Raw genomic sequence first — 16,362 nt, 5'->3', positions numbered from 1 at the left:
TTTTTACAGAAAAACGGCGGTACATCTGTACCGCCGTTCCGCTTTATATTGGAGTATCAATTATTGCTTGTTGTATGTTACCCACTTATAGTATGCGTTAAGAGGAGTATTTCCGTTATAAGCCTTGAGCCAGTCATCAACTGTACGTCCGGGCCATGCATTCATCATGATCTTTCCTGCTGTCTGAGGAATGTTCTGAGTTGCGCGGTATACTTCCTTGCCGTCAACATACCATGCGATGTAGTTGGGCTGCCATTCAAAGCCGTATGTATGGAAGTCCTGTGAAGCGTCGAAGCCCAGGTTATACATATACTCGTGCTTGCCCTGTCCGTTGGTGTAGTAGTTGAACTGCACCTTTGTTGTGTCCTTGCCCAGTACCTCGATGTCGATCTCGTCCCAGGGATTATTATCTGACTCACCTGTGTAGGTGAAGAACGATGAAACAACGCCGTCATTCTTTATAGCCTTCATCTCGGTCTCATAGTAACCGTAGTGATAGAAGTTATTTGTACGGAACTCGCCGCCTGAATACTGGGGATTCCAGTTAGCGTTCTGATCATTTGTCCACTTCTGGTCAACGCTGAGGCGAAGAAGACCGTTCTCGATAACAGCATTCTTCTTGTACCACCAGCAATCGAAGGGCTGACCGTTTGTCCAGCCGTCTGATGCAAAGAAGTCGCCTGCGTTGCCTGTTGTGAAATCAGACACCATTGTAGCGTTCTTGTTCATGCGGCTTACCTGACCCTGATTGTTGTTCTGACCCTGATTGTTATTCTGTCCCTGGTTGGGATCCTGCCATGTGTTCTGTCCCTGATTGGGATTCTGCCATGTGTTCTGTCCCTGATTATTGTTCTGGCTGTTTGTAACGCCGTTCTTGTTGTATGTTACCCACTGATAATGTGCGGTAAGAGGAGTTCTTCCGTTGAAGGGCTTGAGCCAGTCGTCAACTGTGAGACCGGGCCATGCGTTCATCATGATCTTTCCTGCTGTCTGAGGAATGTTCTGAGTTGCGCGGTATACTTCCCTGCCGTCAACATACCATGCGATGTAGTTGGGCTGCCAGTCGAAGCCGTATGTATGATATGCCTCTGAAGCATCGAAGCCCAGACTGTGCATATACTCGTGCTTGCCCTGTCCGTTGGTGTAGTAGTTGAACTGTACCTGTGTAGTGTCCTTGCCGAGGATCTCGATGTCGATCTCGTCCCAGGGATTTTTATCTGACTCGCCTGTGTAGGTGAAGAACGAAGAAACAACGCCGTCGTTCTTTATAGCCTGCATAGAGCACTCATAGTAGCCGTAGTGATAGAAGTTGTTTGTACGGAACTCGCCGCCGGAATAACGAGGATTCCAGTCGTTGTTCTGATCGTTTGTCCACTTCTGGTCAACGCTGAGCTCGAGAGCGCCGTTTTTGATAACTGCATTTTTCTTATACCACCAGCAATCGAAGGGCTTGCCGTTTGTCCAGCCGTCTGATGCAAAGAAGTCGCCTGCGTTTCCTGTACGGAAATCGGATACCATGGTTGCATTAGCGTTCATGGGAGTGCCCTTGTCGGGGATACCTGAACTGCTGGGAGGTGTTGTGGTAGTAGTGGTTATAGGCTTGGGAGCTGTTGTGGTGGTAGTTGTAGTAGTAGGTCTCGTAGTAGTTGTTGTGGTAGTTGTATAAACGGGCTGAACACCCTGGAGATAGGACTCGGGAAGCGAAGGTATTATGTTGAGAAGCTTCTTCTGGATAGAAAGAGCGTCTGCACTGCTGAGACCCGAACCGTTCTCGTAAACGTCGCCGTTGAGAGCGCCCTGCTTTGTCAGGTGCTTGTCATATGTACCGTTGTAGCTGTACTTATTGGGATTGGCAAGATGCTGCATGATAAGTATAGCATCGCTGAGTTCAACATGGTTGTCAAGATTTGTGTCGCCCCACATTGTAACGCCCGAAGGTGTAGGACCTGTAGGAGGCTGTGTGGTGGGAGGCTGTGTTGTAGGTGCCTCTGTTGAGGGCTGAGACTGATTGATGCTCAGCAGAGGCTTTGTGCCCTTTACGCCTGCATAAGCGCCGTCGAGATAGAAGTCTGTGAGACTTTCGGGAGCCTCAACATAAAGTACCATGTTTGAAGCGCCTGTGGGGATAGTATAGGAAGAATTTGAAAGGTCTACCCACTGTCCCTTGGGAGCTGTGACAGTTTTTACCTCGTCATACTTCTCTGTACCAGAGGAATCTGTATACTGAAGTGTCAGCTTGAAATCAACCGATGACTCGGAATCCTGCATTACAGCAGTACCGAATGCAAATGTCTCGCCGGGTGCGAAAGGATTGCTGCTGAGGCTGATGGAAGCGCCGTTCCAGTTATCTGTACGACCTGATACAAGAACGCCCTTTGATCCGTCATAACCGCTTGAAGCAGCTACCTTGGCACCTCCGCGTCCTGTCCAGTCGCCTGCGCCGGACTCAAAGCTCTCCTTGAGGTAGTAGCCGTTTGCGTCAGCCTCTATGGGCTTCTCGGGCTCGGGCTCCTTGCCGAGAGTGATGGTATTCTTCTTTACGTCTGCCTGACCTGAGCTCTCCCAGCCTTCAACGTTGAATGCAACCTCGTACATAACGCCCATCTGGAGACCTGCGTTCTCCCACTGCTCAAAGTGTTTAGAAACGCTGATAGTACCGGACTGTCTGCGCGTCTGACGAACGCTGTAATACTGTACGAAGGGCTGGTTTCCGTCGATAGTATATGAGTTTCTGTTTTCCTTATAGATATAGTAGGTGCTGCCGTCCAGATTGAACTGATTGATAACATTTCCCTGTCCCGGCTGTCCGTTTGGAGGACACCAGTTTGCCCAGTCCTCTACGATGTAGTACTCTACCAGAGGACTTCTTGTCCAGCCGTAGATACACAGACGCGAGTTACCTGAACTGCTTGATGACCAGCTTACGTCGAAGTCGCAGGTGATACCGCCGTACTCCTGGAACTTCTTGGTGCTGCCCATGTCGATACCGCGGCGGGCAAGGAAGTTGCCGCTGGGGCCTGCACAGTTCCACGTTGTGGAGAAAGTACCGTTATCGCCAAGCGTCATTGACGACGGCTGATTTGTATCAGCTGCCCAGATCTCATAGCTGTAGCCGTCGGGACCTGTGCCCTTGTGCTGGCCTGCACCGTTCAGACTGTATGTCTGACCTGCTGCGCTTGCTGTTGTTCCGACAAAAGTAGTCAAAGGAGTACAGGCAAGGCTTGCAGCCAGTGCAATGGCAGCCATTTTCATGCCTTTCATTTTCATAATTTATCAACCCTCTCATTCCGTGACCTTAGTCACTGTTTTATTTACATTCAAGCAACACAGACCGCAGTCACCGGATGAGGCGACAGGGTCATGTTACATTCTGTGCTTTTTTGCGGTATTCAGACGGAGTAACTCCCGTCTGCTCCTTGAACTGTCTTGCAAAATGGACGTAGCTGTGATACCCGCTGCTTGCGGATATATCATTTATATTCATATTGGTGGTGGAAAGGAGCATTTTCGCGTAGCTCACCCTGCTCCTCACCAGATCCTCGATAAAGGTCATGCCGAAATGCTTCTTGTAAGCGTGCTGGAAGGCCGAACGGCTCATTCTCACCTCATGAGCTGTGCTGTCAACGTTGCGCTGCTCATAGGGGCGGCTGTATATCTTGTTGCGCACCGTGGAGATGAGCTCGAACTGAGTGCTTCTTCTTCCGGAAACGCTGTTCATGGAGCTCTCGCGTATCTTTATGAACATAAGGCGCATGAAGAGCTCTGCGGACTCAGCCTTGCAGGGGTTGTCCGAATACTTTTCGTAGGCAATGGATTTCACGCAGTAGCTGAGAAATTCCAGGGATATCTCCATGGGAGTTTCCAGCGGTATACCCATTCTGAGGAATTCCTCCTCCTCGCCTCTGTCGTCGAAATCGAAGTGTACCCAGTCATTCTCGAACACGTTCAGGGGTACGCAGCGATAGCGCTGAGGTCTGCTCTTTGGGTAGATGAACACAGTTCCTGCGGATGTAACGACTTCCCTTCCGTCGATCTCAAATATAGCGGGAGTCCTTACGAGAAGGAGCAGATAGTCTCCGCTCCCGTCGGGTCTGTCAATAAAAAAGTCTGCGTCATGGCAGTGATCAAAGCCAACATTATTTATAATCATTGTCAACTCTCCAGTTTCTGATTTATTAGTGTTTTTGACAAATCCCTGATCCGAACATCATATTTTCAAGTTATCTTTTTCTTGATTATACCATTCTCAAACCTTAAAATATATTATTTTATTGTCAAAAATAGTAATTTTATGATATCTGCATAAAACGTTATCCCCCGCTTACGCAGGGGATAAGAGCTTTATCATTGATTTTCTTTACTGAAATCAGGAAATTTATATCTTTTCTTGTACTCCTTGGGCGTTACACCGAGATATTTCTTGAATATCTTGATGAAATAGCTCTGTGAGCTGAACCCGAGAAGATTGCTTATCTCCGAATCCGTATACTCGGAGAAGGTCAGCAGGTTGGCGGCCTCCTCGGCCTTGGTCTTGCTGACATAGTTGCTGAAGGCGATGCCCGTTTCCGCCTTGAAGAGTCTCGAAAGGTATGCGGGACTTATCTTCAGGTAGCCCGCAGCGTCCTCTATCATGATCTTTCCGTGGAGATGATCGCTGATATAGTCCAGAGCGCGGACGATCTGCTTGGAGTAGATGCCGCTGTTGCGGACTCTTCTCATATGCCTTGTATAGCCCTCGATCATTTCCTGGTGTACCTCATGTACCTCCGCCTCGGTACGACACTCGTCGGATTTCATGATGTAGATATCGCTGAGATTGTATGCTTCCTCAAGGGTCATTCCGCTGTTGATGCAGAACCTTGCGATGAGGGCAGCAGAAATGGCAAAATGGTATTTTAAATTCCTTAACGGATCCTTGCTCAGAATACCGTAGCCCTCACTGCAAAGCGGCGTCGCAAAGACCTTTACCAGCTCGATGTTTCCCGAGCAGATACTCTCATAACAGGCTATTTCCCGGTCAAAGGGGGCGTGCTCAAATCCCTCCTCCCGCTTCAGGAACAGATGGGAAGAAATATATTTTTCAGTATAATCACTCATATATAAAACACCTCTCAAATGTGATCTTTCCCCTATTATATCACATAATTATGAACTAATCAACCATTCTCATATCCCGAACGAGGCTCACCGCGAAAAATCACGGTGAGCCTTCGGAAGTTCAGCTTTTACTGACCTGATTCATGGAAGAAATAAGGAAGTGCATTATACACATAGTGTCTGACGTGAGCCCACCAGTGATCGTTGCCCTGTGCCTCGAAGTAGTAGAAGTTGCCCTTCGAGAAATCGGAGGTGAATACGAACTCATCCAGCTTCTTCATGGACTCGATCTGAGGTCCGATGTTGGGCTGAGCCATATCCTTTGTGCCTGTAGCGGCAAAGATGAAATACTGATTAGGCTTCATACCGAACTTATGAACTGCGTTAGCCAGATCCTGTGCCTTGGCGTCAGCAGAATTCGCATCCCAGTGGTCGCCGCTGAGAGGCATGAAGTAGCCGACGATATCAAGATCGTTCTTGAATACGGCCCATGTGGAAACCGCACCCATTGAGAATCCGCCGTAAGCTCTGTGCATTCTGGAAGCAGCGATGCCCTCGGCCGAGGTGTCCTCGGCATATGTTGAGTACTTGCCCTCAACGAAGGGGATAACGCTCTGGCGGAGCTCCTCGTAGAAGTTCTGAGCGGAGCTTCCTGTGCCGTTGAAGGTAGGAGTTACCACGATAAGGGGCTCCAGCTCTCCGTTCATTATCATATGGTCAAGCATATTCTGGATCATGGTATCGTTCTGGAAGAACAGAGTATTCTCGTTCTCGTTTCCGCCGTGCATGAGGTAGAATATGTTGTACTTCTTGCTGGGATCGTAGTTGTAAGGAGTATAAACATACAGTGACTTTGAGCCTCTGATGCCGTTATATGTCTCCTTGGTAACCTTGCCCTGCTGTGAGCATGAGTCAAAATAACTATTTCCGGGAGAGTCAGGAGCCGGAACATATCTCTTGTTCTCCTCGTAATCGAAATCGCTTGCAGGAGGCTCGGGAGCATTGTTGGGGAATTCGGTTATCTTGCCGAGGATATACTGCTGTAAGAGAACAAGGTCGTTGACCTCATACTCTGTGCTTCTGTCAACGTCAGCCAGCTTCACCAGATCCGCAGACTTGTTTGAAGCCAGGATAAGGCGTCTTGCAGCTATCATATCCATTGAGTTTATGCAGCCGTCGGAATTCACGTCGCCCAGAATGAACTGGCCGCCCTCAGCACCCTTTATATCGGTGCCTGCCTTAGCGACCTTGACATCGTCAACATAGAAGTCCATGGTGCTCTTTTCGGTCTCGACGTAGATAAAAATATTCTCTGCGCCCGAGGGTACCTTAAAGTTCTGGTTTGCCAGCTGCACCCACTTGCCCTTCATGGGCTGACCTGTAGCGATCTTGGTATACTTTGTATCGCCGTCTATGTCATACTGCATGGTGAAGTGGATAGTGTCACTGTCCTTGCCACTCTCGTACATAACGTTTGCACTGAAGCTGTAGCTCTCGCCCGCCTTCAGCTTGCCGTCAACAGAGAGGGCGCCGCCCTGGTAGGCCTCGCTTCTGCCCGAGCAGAGGAGAGACTTGCTGCCTGCAAAGGCGCTCTTTGAGGATACCTCAACGCTTCCGCCTGCACGGCCTTCCCAGCCGTCGTCACCGCTCTCGAAGGAACAGTTTATGATATAATCCCCTGAATCGGCAGAACTAATAACAGATGTTGTAGTGGTACTTACAGGCGCCGGAGCCGTTGTTGTCGTGACAGCAGTCTCGCCGTCGCCGAATTTCCACCAGTCAACGTTGAGAAGGTATCCGCTGCCGCCTGTGAACTTGAAGTAAAGGTCATGCTGACCGCTTGCGCCGCTGATGTCGCAGGACACTTCCTTCCACTCCTGCCAGCCGCCGGTTGCGGGCACCTTGCAGGTTCCTATCTTCTTGCCGCTTGTGCCGTCGAGATAGATCTCGATATTGCCGCCGTCGGTATCCGAGGCAACGCTTGCGGTGAACTTATCGGTTCCGTTTCCGAAATCAACGCCGCTCACCTTTACATAATCGCCGTCCTCTATCATACCGATATTCATGCCGCCGCTGCTGCACGACTCGGTCTTTACGCCGCTGGAATTGCTCATTGTCTCAGCCTCTACCCTCTGATAGGGATTAAGAGCCTCCACCTGCTTGGGACCTGTCTTTGAAGGCGATATAGTAGGTATAGAACCGTCTGAACCATAGGTGAACTCATCAACGCAGACGCTTCTTGTGAAGCTGCCGCCGCCGGGGAGGCCTGCGTTATGATAGAACAGATATGAGTGTCCCTTGAAATCAATAACACCCGGATGATTTGTATAACAGCCGCCTGCCTTCATCACCTGTCCGCCGTAGGTCCAGGGACCTGTGGGTGAAGGAGCGGTAGAATAGCCTATGCTTTCGCTGCCGTCGTTTCCGAAGAATGCGGCGAAAACGAGATAATAGAGATCTTTGCGCTTATAGAACCACGGACCCTCAACGTAGGAGCTGTTGCCTCTGCCCGAACCGAAGGTGGAAGGATTCATGTCGAACTTCCTGATCTCGCCGTTAGTGCTAATCATATCCTCGTTGAGCTTGACATAATAGCAGCTGGGATTGCCGAACATGAGCCACGCCTGTCCGTCATCGTCGATAAACACCGTAGGATCGATGTAATCCCAGTTGGGACCGCAGAGCGGCTTGCCGATAGCGTCCTTGAAAGGACCTGTGGGAGAATCCGCAACAGCAACGCCGATACCGCGTCCGCCGCCGCTTTTGTTCTCGAGAGTAACGTAGTAGTAGAACTTGCCGTTGCGCTCGATACACTGCGAAGCCCACGCGCTGTTCTGCTTGCCCCATGAGAAGCTGTCCCACGAGAGCATCATGCCGTGATCTGTCCAGTTCTGCATATCCTTTGAGGAATAGCAGTGCCAGTCAGGCATAACGTAGTTGGTTGCGCCGTCCTCGTCCCTGCCCGTATACACGTAGACCGTATCATTGTACACCATCGGCGCGGGATCTGTGCTGTAGATGGTCTGAATGCAGGGATTGTCCGCATTTACGTTTGCAGACGGAGTGAAGACCGCCGCAGGTATAGCTAACGCCGCAGCAGTCACGAGTGAGAGGATTTTTTTCATAAGTCTGCCCCCATTTTTTAGATTTTTTGTTTTATTACCCTTCTTGCCGTGCATTTTATAAAAAATATACAAAATACACAGTTCTTTATTTATTACTTAGATTATAATGGGCAATCTGCGCGTATTATATTAATATTATGTCATTTATGGTAATATTATTACCGCAAATAGCATTTTTGCGCTACTGATATCATTTTTTTATTTTTAAACAAAAAGCTCCTCTGTTTTTCGGCATTTTATCCACCATTTCGGCATAAAATGGGTTGTATTACTTAATTAAACAATGTATGATTAAAAGATATTGTGTACCTTAACCCAAACAACAAGGTTGTTCGAACAGTCTGCGCAATTTTTAGTGATTTTTTTGGATTTTCACAAATTTTGACTTGAAATGTTACCAAATTATATATTATAATAGTTATAGATAATAAAAAAAGGAGAGTTTTGCCTCTCCACGGGGATTACTAAAATCATGACGTTGCTTAATTAAACAAAGGAGTGATTTAACATGAAATTGAAAAGCATCAAAAAAGCTGCGATCGGTTTTGTGGCAGGCATGGTCTGCGTATCAGCAATCCCATTTGCGGCTATGAACACAGGCGCCGCAGGTCAGACATACAATCTGAACGGTGCTGGTCAGCACAAGGGCACAGGCCCCGACGGTTACAGCTATGAGATCTGGGCAGCTGATACAAATCAGCCGTCATCAATGACTCTGGGCGATAACGGCACATTCTCCACAACTTGGAACTGTGCAGGTCCCAGCGGTAACTTCCTTGCCCGTCGCGGTATCGACATGGGCAGTACAAAGAAGTTCCAGGAGTACAACGGAATTACCTGTGACTTCGACGTAAGCTGGTCATCAAGCAACTCCGGTAACTCGCGTCTTTGTATTTACGGCTGGACAAGAAGTCCTCTCGTAGAGTACTACATCGTTGAGGACTGGGCAAACTGGTGTCCTCCTAACGGACAGCCCGGACAGGGTAATGTTATCAAGCAGTTCACTCTGGACGGAAGCACCTACTATATCTATAAGGAAAACAGAAACTCATATACTATCGACGGTAACCAGCCCTTCGTACAGTATTACAGTGTTCGTCAGCAGCGCAGACAGTCCGGTACGATCCACGTTTCCGACCACTTTGAGCAGTGGGAGAGCGCAGGTCTCCAGATGGGCGTTATGTACGAGGTAGCGTTCAACGTTGAAGGCTGGGAGAGCTCAGGCCAGGCAGACGTAAAGCAGAACACCATCACCCTCGGTACGGGCGGCGGCGGAGGCGGACAGCCCGTTGTCACAACTCCCGTTGAACCCGACGAAAACGGTTATTACTTGAAGGAGAGCTTCGAGTCGGGCACAGGCGACTGGTCAGGACGCGGAGCTGCCAAGGTAGCTGCTTCAACCGGTTACGACGGATCAAAGGGTATCCTGGTATCCGGCCGTACAGCAGAATGGAACGGCGCTTCCATGAGCCTCAGCAGCAACCCCTTCAAGGCAGGTGAGACATTTGCATTCGGCGCTGCTGTAATGCAGGATTCAGAGTCTTCGACAGACCTGAAGCTCACACTTCAGTATAAGGATTCCTCCGGTACTGAAAAGTACAGCGAGATCAAGACAGTCACAGCTCCCAAGGGACAGTGGGTAGACCTTTCAAATTCTTCCTATACTATCCCCGAAGGCGCTTCAAATCTGCTCATCTATATCGAGGCTCCTGAAAGCCTTACAGATTTCTACGTTGACGGCGCATATGCAGCTGTAAAGGGCACAAAGCCCCTTATCAGCGTATCATCAGAGCCCGTTACTCAGCCTCCTACGGATCCTCCTGTAAATAAGGGTATCAGAGGCGACGTAAACGAGGACGGAGTTCTTGATTCACTTGACCTGATTGGCCTCAGAAAAGGCATACTCGCTATCATGTCAGGCGGCGGCAAGGCTCCCGCAAATTCAGACGTAAACGGTGACGGTGACGTATCTGTTGCTGATCTGGTTGCTCTCAAGAGATTCCTTCTCGGCATTGACAAGCAGTTCCCAGACCCCGTTACCACTACAACTACCACCACAACAGCCAAGATAACCACAACAACTACTACTTCCACTCCTTCACCGGGCCAGAACCTCAACGCTGCAATCAGAAAGGATATGCCTGAACAGGTACCCAGCGGCGCAGAGCAGTCAAGCCAGTGTAAGGTTGAGAAGAAATCCTATCTGTGTAAATACACAGGCAAGCAGAAGAGCTGTAACGTTATCCTGCCTCCCAACTATGATCCTAACAAGAAGTACCCTGTAATGTACATTCTCCACGGAATCATGGGCAACGAGGATGACATGAAGAACGGCTTCGGTACTCAGGGTCTTATGACAGGTCTTATGAAGAGCGGTCAGGCTGAGGAGTTCATCGCCGTAACACCTAATATGTTCACAAGTAAAACAATGAACGGTCCTAGCGGTATCAACCAGCAGACCTGTGCAGAGTACGACAACTTCCTCTATGATATCAGCGAAAGCCTTATCCCCTTCATCGAGGAGAACTATCCCGTAAAGACAGGCAGAGAGAACAGAGCTATCACAGGCTTCTCAATGGGCGGACGTGAAGCTATCTACATCGGTCTCATGCGTCCTGACCTCTTCGCTTATGTTGGCGGCGCTTGTCCTGCTCCCGGAATCACTCCCGGCGCAGATACCTGGATGCAGCATCCCGGCTGTATGCAGGAAAGCGAGATGAAGTTCAGAGACGTAGGTCCCGAGCCTAACGTATTCATGATCACAGGCGGAACAAATGACGGTACAGTTGGAACATTCCCCAAGCAGTACAGCGACATTCTCACAAGAAACGGTGTTGACCACGTTTACCAGTCGATCAACGGCGGCGGACATGGCGACAACAGCGTTAAGCCTCATCTCTATACATTCTTCAGATATGCTTTCAAATAAGCTGTCATGATATAGAATAATAAAAACAGCGCTCAGTTGAGCGCTGTTTTTTATATCACCATATCCGCCTTTTCGGCAGGCCTGTACTTTTCCGAGTAATATCTCTCCGCAGGGAAATACCTGTTTTCATATTTCTCACGGATAGCAGTCTCGTCGCCGATGTAGCCGTCACGAAGAAGGACTCTTCTCAGCCTCTCTTTCTCGTCCACATCGAAATATACCATGAGATCGAATATACCGTCAAGCTCCTCACGCTGCAGGAAGATGCCCTCAGTGATGACAACGCTGCCCTCGGGCAAGGAGAATCCCCTTACTACATAAGTGTCGTTGTCCTTGTCGTAGAGTTCCACAGGCGGCAGCTCTCTCCCCTCTTTTACGGGAGCCCACACCGACTGCTTAAAATGAGCATATCTCCACTGAAGATAGTAATACTGCTCCCACTGAGGGTAGCTGTCGTTATATCTTACAGCCTTTGGATGGATAAAGTCGTCAATATGGAATATCTCCGCATTTATCCCCTTTTCCGTCAGAAGCCGCTTTACCTCCTCTGCCGCAGTGCTCTTGCCCGCACCGCCGAGTCCGTCCAGCCCCACTATAAAGGTCTTGCCGGGGCTCCTTCTTTTCATTATCTCATCAACGATTCTTACTGTATCCATTCTGTTTCTCCTTACAATAATTCAAGGCGGCATCACCGACGTGACACCGCCTTTTTATACTCTGTTATTCCTCCGAAGAAGCCTTTACTATGGCCTGCTTCAGCTCGATAAGATCGAAGACGTCAACGACCTCGTCACCGTTAAGATCAGAAGCCTTGTACTGCTCCTCGGTAAATTCCTCGGAGCTGTTGAGCAGATAGCTCTGAAGCACTACAGCGTCCGACACGTTCAGCTCTCCGTCACCGTTCAGGTCGCCTGCAGGCTTGTCCTTTTCGGGATCGTGTATATCGAAGTCTGCGGATATGAGCTCATAGGACTTGCCGCTGCTGTCCTCAGCAGTTATCTTATAGGTGTACTCCCCGTCATAAAGGGCACCGAAAGCTATATTCTTATCAAAATATGAAGAAAGGTCATAGGTCAGCGCATTGGGAGCCGCCTCTGCGATCTGGCTGGTAGCCTCGCCGCCGCGGAAATAGATACCGCCGTATACCTTTGTGATAGGCAGATTAGAGGTTATAACGCCCTTCAGCGAGAAGGAATCGCCCTTTGTAATGGTTCCCTCGGGAGCCGCTGCCTTATCAATCTTCATACCGGACTCAACAGGCTTGTACGCCTCCTTGAGCTGCATATAAGCCATGGAAGCATATCCCTTGACGCCATTGTACTCAACATGAGCCCATTCACCGTTGCCCTTGGTGACCTTGAATTCAGCATTTGCAGGTATGGAACCTACTATGGAGGAATTTGTGCCGTGACCCGATCTTATATTAAGATAGGTCACAACGTTCTTTGTGGTGTACAGACCTGCATATTCCTCGCTGCACGAGCACTCCGGCTGAGTAGTGGCAGGAGGAGTAGTCACACCCTGCCCCGAATTGTCCGAATACTCGAAGTAAGTGAGGGGGTCGTAGTATGTCTTGGCAGGATAGGCTCCCACAAGGGTATCGCAGATACCAAAGTGGAGGTGATTGCCTGATGCCTGTCCCGTACTTCCCACCTTGCCGATAAGATCGCCCTGCTTGACCTTTGCGCCTGCGCTGGTTAGGAGCTGTGAAGCATGAGCGTAGAAGGTATATACCTTCAGGTCAGCGTGATAGATTATTACCATATTGCCGTAAGCGCCCTTGACATCGGCCGAAACGACCTCTCCGCCATAGGCGGCATATATATTGCTTCCCCCCGCAGCCTCAATATCGATAGCATTGTGGTAACCCGATACATCGTTGACATTCCTCTGGGGATTGAAGTAAGTAGTTATGTTCTTGTACTTTGGCTCAGTCGGCCAAACTGCATAGACAGCTGCGTAAGCTTTTTTTCCGATGGGAGTACATATCGGTACTGTGAAAAGCACTGCCAGTACCATAAGGATAGCAGCCGCTTTTTTGATCACATTCTTCATAATATTTTCTCCTTACATAGTAAAAAGTAACTTAACAATATATATATTACCATATTTTTGAGAAAAAGTCAATCCGAATCCGTAATTTCATACAAATCAGCATCATTTTTCATTATCCTCTCACAAAGGACGCACTTGACACCGTGAAAAAAATGGGTTAAAATATATATGTCAGCATATACTAACATAAGGAGTTGATACAATGTACAAAACAGTATTGAAGATCGAAGGCATGATGTGCGGAATGTGCGAGGCTCATGTGAATGAAGCCATACGCAATGCGGTATCCCCGAAAAAGGTGAATTCCTCACACATCAAGGGCATAACAGAGGTCATCACCGAAACTCAGCCCGACAGCAGCCTGCTCAGGGAGGCCGTTGAAAAAGACGGCTACAAGGTACTGGATATAACCACCGCCCCCTACGAAAAGAAAGGCCTTTTCGGAAGAAAGTAAAACAAAGGCAGTGCATTTCGCACTGCCTTTTATCATGCTTTTTCGTCTTTGATAAAGAAGTCCTGCACCTTTTTGGTGATAAGAGTGAGATACCGCAGGCAGGGCTCCGCGATGATAGAGAAGTTCACACAGAGAATGATACAGCGGTTTGACATAGAGGTGATGGCAAACAGGTTGCTGACAAATACCATACAGCACACCAGACCCACACCGCAGAATATCCATACTCCCATTTTGTACACATCAAGGGGCTTGGATATCTGATAAACTATCATCATACCGACTATACTCATCAGTATGGTGGAAGCCGTTGCGATATCAGTAGGAGATACGCTGAAGATATTGCCGAAATATATCATAGCGCCCACCACAAGAACGTCGGTGAGAGCCGCTGGCAGAGCCTTCAGCAGGATATTCGTGATAAAGCGTCCCCGTATCAGGTCATGATTGGGCATGAACGAAAGGAAGAACGCGGGAAGTCCGATGGTAAATACGCTGATAAGGGATATCTGTGATGGCATGAGGGGGTACTTCATACCGAAGCATATAGAGAGCACCGCTATAATGAGCGAGAAGATGTTCTTTACGATAAAGAGGCTTCCCGAGCGCTCCAGATTGTTTACCACCTTTCTGCCCTCGGCAACAACGTCGGGCATTTTGGAGAAGTCGGATTCAAGGAGCACCAGCTGTGCAGCCTGAGCGGCAACATCGCTTCCCGAGGCCATAGCCACGGAGCAGTCCGCGTCCTTGAGAGCAAGAACGTCGTTTACGCCGTCGCCCGTCATGGCAACGGTCTTGCCTGCCTTTTTGAGAGCCTTAACGAACTTTCTCTTCTGCTCGGGAGTAACTCTTCCGAACACGGTATACTTCATTACGGCGTCCTTGATAGCGCTGTCAGTGGTAAGCGTAGTAGCGTCAACGTACTCGCCTGCATTTCTGATGCCGGCCTGCTTGGCCACCTCCGAAACGGTAACGGGATTGTCTCCCGAAATGACCTTTATCTCCACGCCCTGCTCCGCAAAGTACCTGAAGGTCTCGGGAGCGTTCTCACGTATGGGGTTGGACATCATAACAAAGCACACAGGCTCGATTGGCTCAGTGAGAGCCTTTCCGTCGGGAATACCTCTGTATTTTCCGAAGGCAAGAACTCTGTAGCCCTTGCGGCTGTAGCTGTCGATAGTATCCTTATAGCCGCTGATGCTCTCCTTCAGTACGAATTCGGGAGCGCCGATGACATAGGAATCACGCTCGAAGGTAACGCTGCTGTACTTGAATTCAGAGGAGAAGCCCGTAGTGGAAACTGCTCTCCTTCCCGCAGGACGGTGGAAATGCCCCTTCAGAGCGGTCATGGTCTGGTTGTCGGAGTCCTGGGCGGCAGCAAAGTCGCTGAGGAGCCCCTGTATCATTTCCGTATCATATTCGGCCGAGGCAGCCACAACGTCCGCCACAGTCATCTCGTTCTTGGTGATAGTACCGGTCTTGTCCACACAGAGCACGTCCACTCGCGCAAGGGCCTCGATACATTTCATATCGTGGACCAGTACCTTCTTGATAGCCAGCTTCATGGCGCTGATAACAAGGGAAACGCTTGCCAGCAGGAACAGTCCCTCGGGTATCATGCCGATGACCGCAGCCACCATGGACTGCACGCTTTCCTTTATGGTATAGTGGTTTATATAGAAGGCCTGATAGAAAAGTATTATACCGATAGGTATTATAGCCACACCTGCAAACTTTACTATCCTGTTGAGTGAGCGTATCATCTCGGACTGCTCGCCCTTTCTGGACTTCTTTGCCTGAAGGGTCAGTCTTGAGATATAGGAATGTCTGCCCACCTTTTCAAGTCTTGCGCGGCAGGTGCCCGAAACGATATAGCTTCCCGACATAAGGGTATCGCCGGGCTTCTTGGTTATCTCGTCGGATTCGCCCGTCAGCAGCGACTCGTTTACGGAAACATTTCCGTCCACTACGACAGCGTCGGCGCATATCTGATTGCCCGCTTTGAAGATAACGATATCGTCCAGCACAAGATCCTTTGAGGGTATGCTTACTATCTGTCCGTCACGGACAGCGGTGGAAACAGGTGCATTGAGCACCGCTATCTTGTCCAGCACCGATTTGGAGCGGAGCTCCTGGATAATACCGATAAGGGCATTGGCGATGATGACTGGCATAAAGGTCAGGTCACGGTAGGAGCCGACGATTATGAGCAGCACCGAGAGTATAACGAATATAAGGTTGAAGTAGGTAAAGATATTGTCGGCGAGTATCTCCTTCACGGTCTTTGAGGGAGATTCAACGGGCTTGTTATCCAGCCCCTCGGCGATCCTCTGTTTTACCTGAGCAACGGTAAGTCCCTGATCGTAATCCGCCTTGAAGCGTTCGGGATCAGTGACCTCGCGGAATTCACTGGTTTTCATTATGTCGAATTACACCTCGCAAAATATACTTTTTTAATTATAACACAGTATGGAAAAAAAAGCAATAGCCGCATTCAGCGGCGTATACAAAAAGCTGTATATTACTTATATCTAAACGACTTGCACATGGCTTTTGAATATCGCTGTGTCATATTTGTTAGTATATACAAATATCAATAATCAAATTGACAAGTGCGCCGTAAAATGCTATAATCATAATGTTAGGGCATCCTAACGTTAATAAATCATAACAGCAGGCTCCTTTCGGTGGGGGAAAAGTGC

Annotated in this window: 9 protein-coding genes; 2 read left to right on the top strand and 7 right to left on the bottom strand. The window is 49.0% G+C overall.

Annotated features, from left to right (window positions below):
• Positions 1-60 precede the first annotated feature (60 nt).
• The 4 genes from Q0Y65_RS06355 to Q0Y65_RS06340 form a co-directional block, all read right to left on the bottom strand.
• Positions 61-3,267 carry a family 16 glycosylhydrolase gene (locus tag Q0Y65_RS06355; protein WP_363293524.1) on the bottom strand — a complete coding sequence of 1,069 codons (3,207 nt, stop codon included), beginning with the start codon at positions 3,265-3,267 and terminating at the stop codon, positions 61-63.
• A 91-nt stretch (positions 3,268-3,358) separates the two neighbouring features.
• Positions 3,359-4,150: an AraC family transcriptional regulator gene (locus tag Q0Y65_RS06350; RefSeq protein ID WP_297958300.1), complete on the bottom strand. Its 792-nt coding sequence runs from the start codon at positions 4,148-4,150 to the stop codon at positions 3,359-3,361.
• A gap of 194 nt (positions 4,151-4,344) precedes the next feature.
• A complete protein-coding gene (locus Q0Y65_RS06345) occupies positions 4,345-5,097 on the bottom strand; it encodes a helix-turn-helix domain-containing protein (protein WP_297958299.1) in 753 nt (250 codons plus the stop codon).
• Positions 5,098-5,225: 128 nt separating this feature from the next.
• Complete coding sequence (locus Q0Y65_RS06340) at positions 5,226-8,222, bottom strand: family 43 glycosylhydrolase (protein ID WP_297958298.1); 2,997 nt, start codon at positions 8,220-8,222, stop codon at positions 5,226-5,228.
• 508 nt (positions 8,223-8,730) lie between these two features.
• On the opposite strand from Q0Y65_RS06340, the gene Q0Y65_RS06335 reads away from it, so the two are divergent.
• Positions 8,731-11,151 (top strand): glycoside hydrolase family 11 protein, encoded by a 2,421-nt coding sequence (locus Q0Y65_RS06335; RefSeq protein WP_297958297.1) that lies wholly within the window; start codon positions 8,731-8,733, stop codon positions 11,149-11,151.
• Between the two features lie 50 nt (positions 11,152-11,201).
• Here Q0Y65_RS06335 and Q0Y65_RS06330 read toward each other — a convergent pair whose 3' ends face one another.
• Both Q0Y65_RS06330 and Q0Y65_RS06325 read right to left on the bottom strand, forming a co-directional pair.
• A complete protein-coding gene (locus Q0Y65_RS06330; protein ID WP_297958295.1) occupies positions 11,202-11,807 on the bottom strand; it encodes a uridine kinase in 606 nt (201 codons plus the stop codon).
• Positions 11,808-11,871: 64 nt separating this feature from the next.
• Positions 11,872-13,206: a peptidoglycan DD-metalloendopeptidase family protein gene (locus Q0Y65_RS06325; protein WP_297958294.1), complete on the bottom strand. Its 1,335-nt coding sequence runs from the start codon at positions 13,204-13,206 to the stop codon at positions 11,872-11,874.
• Between the two features lie 202 nt (positions 13,207-13,408).
• Here Q0Y65_RS06325 and Q0Y65_RS06320 point away from each other — a divergent pair, with 202 nt between their 5' ends.
• Complete coding sequence (locus Q0Y65_RS06320) at positions 13,409-13,660, top strand: heavy-metal-associated domain-containing protein (protein WP_297958292.1); 252 nt, start codon at positions 13,409-13,411, stop codon at positions 13,658-13,660.
• Positions 13,661-13,692: 32 nt separating this feature from the next.
• On the opposite strand, the gene Q0Y65_RS06315 is transcribed toward Q0Y65_RS06320, so the two are convergent.
• The gene (locus Q0Y65_RS06315; protein ID WP_297958290.1) at positions 13,693-16,080 is read right to left on the bottom strand and encodes a cation-translocating P-type ATPase; all 2,388 of its coding nucleotides are present in this window, start codon (positions 16,078-16,080) and stop codon (positions 13,693-13,695) included.
• Positions 16,081-16,362 lie beyond the last annotated feature (282 nt).

It is taken from the genome of uncultured Ruminococcus sp. (assembly GCF_947301925.1).
In the GTDB taxonomy this organism is placed as follows: domain Bacteria; phylum Bacillota; class Clostridia; order Oscillospirales; family Ruminococcaceae; genus Ruminococcus.
The sequence above is the reverse complement of the archived record's forward strand: the minus strand, read 5'-3'. Positions and strand labels throughout refer to the sequence as shown.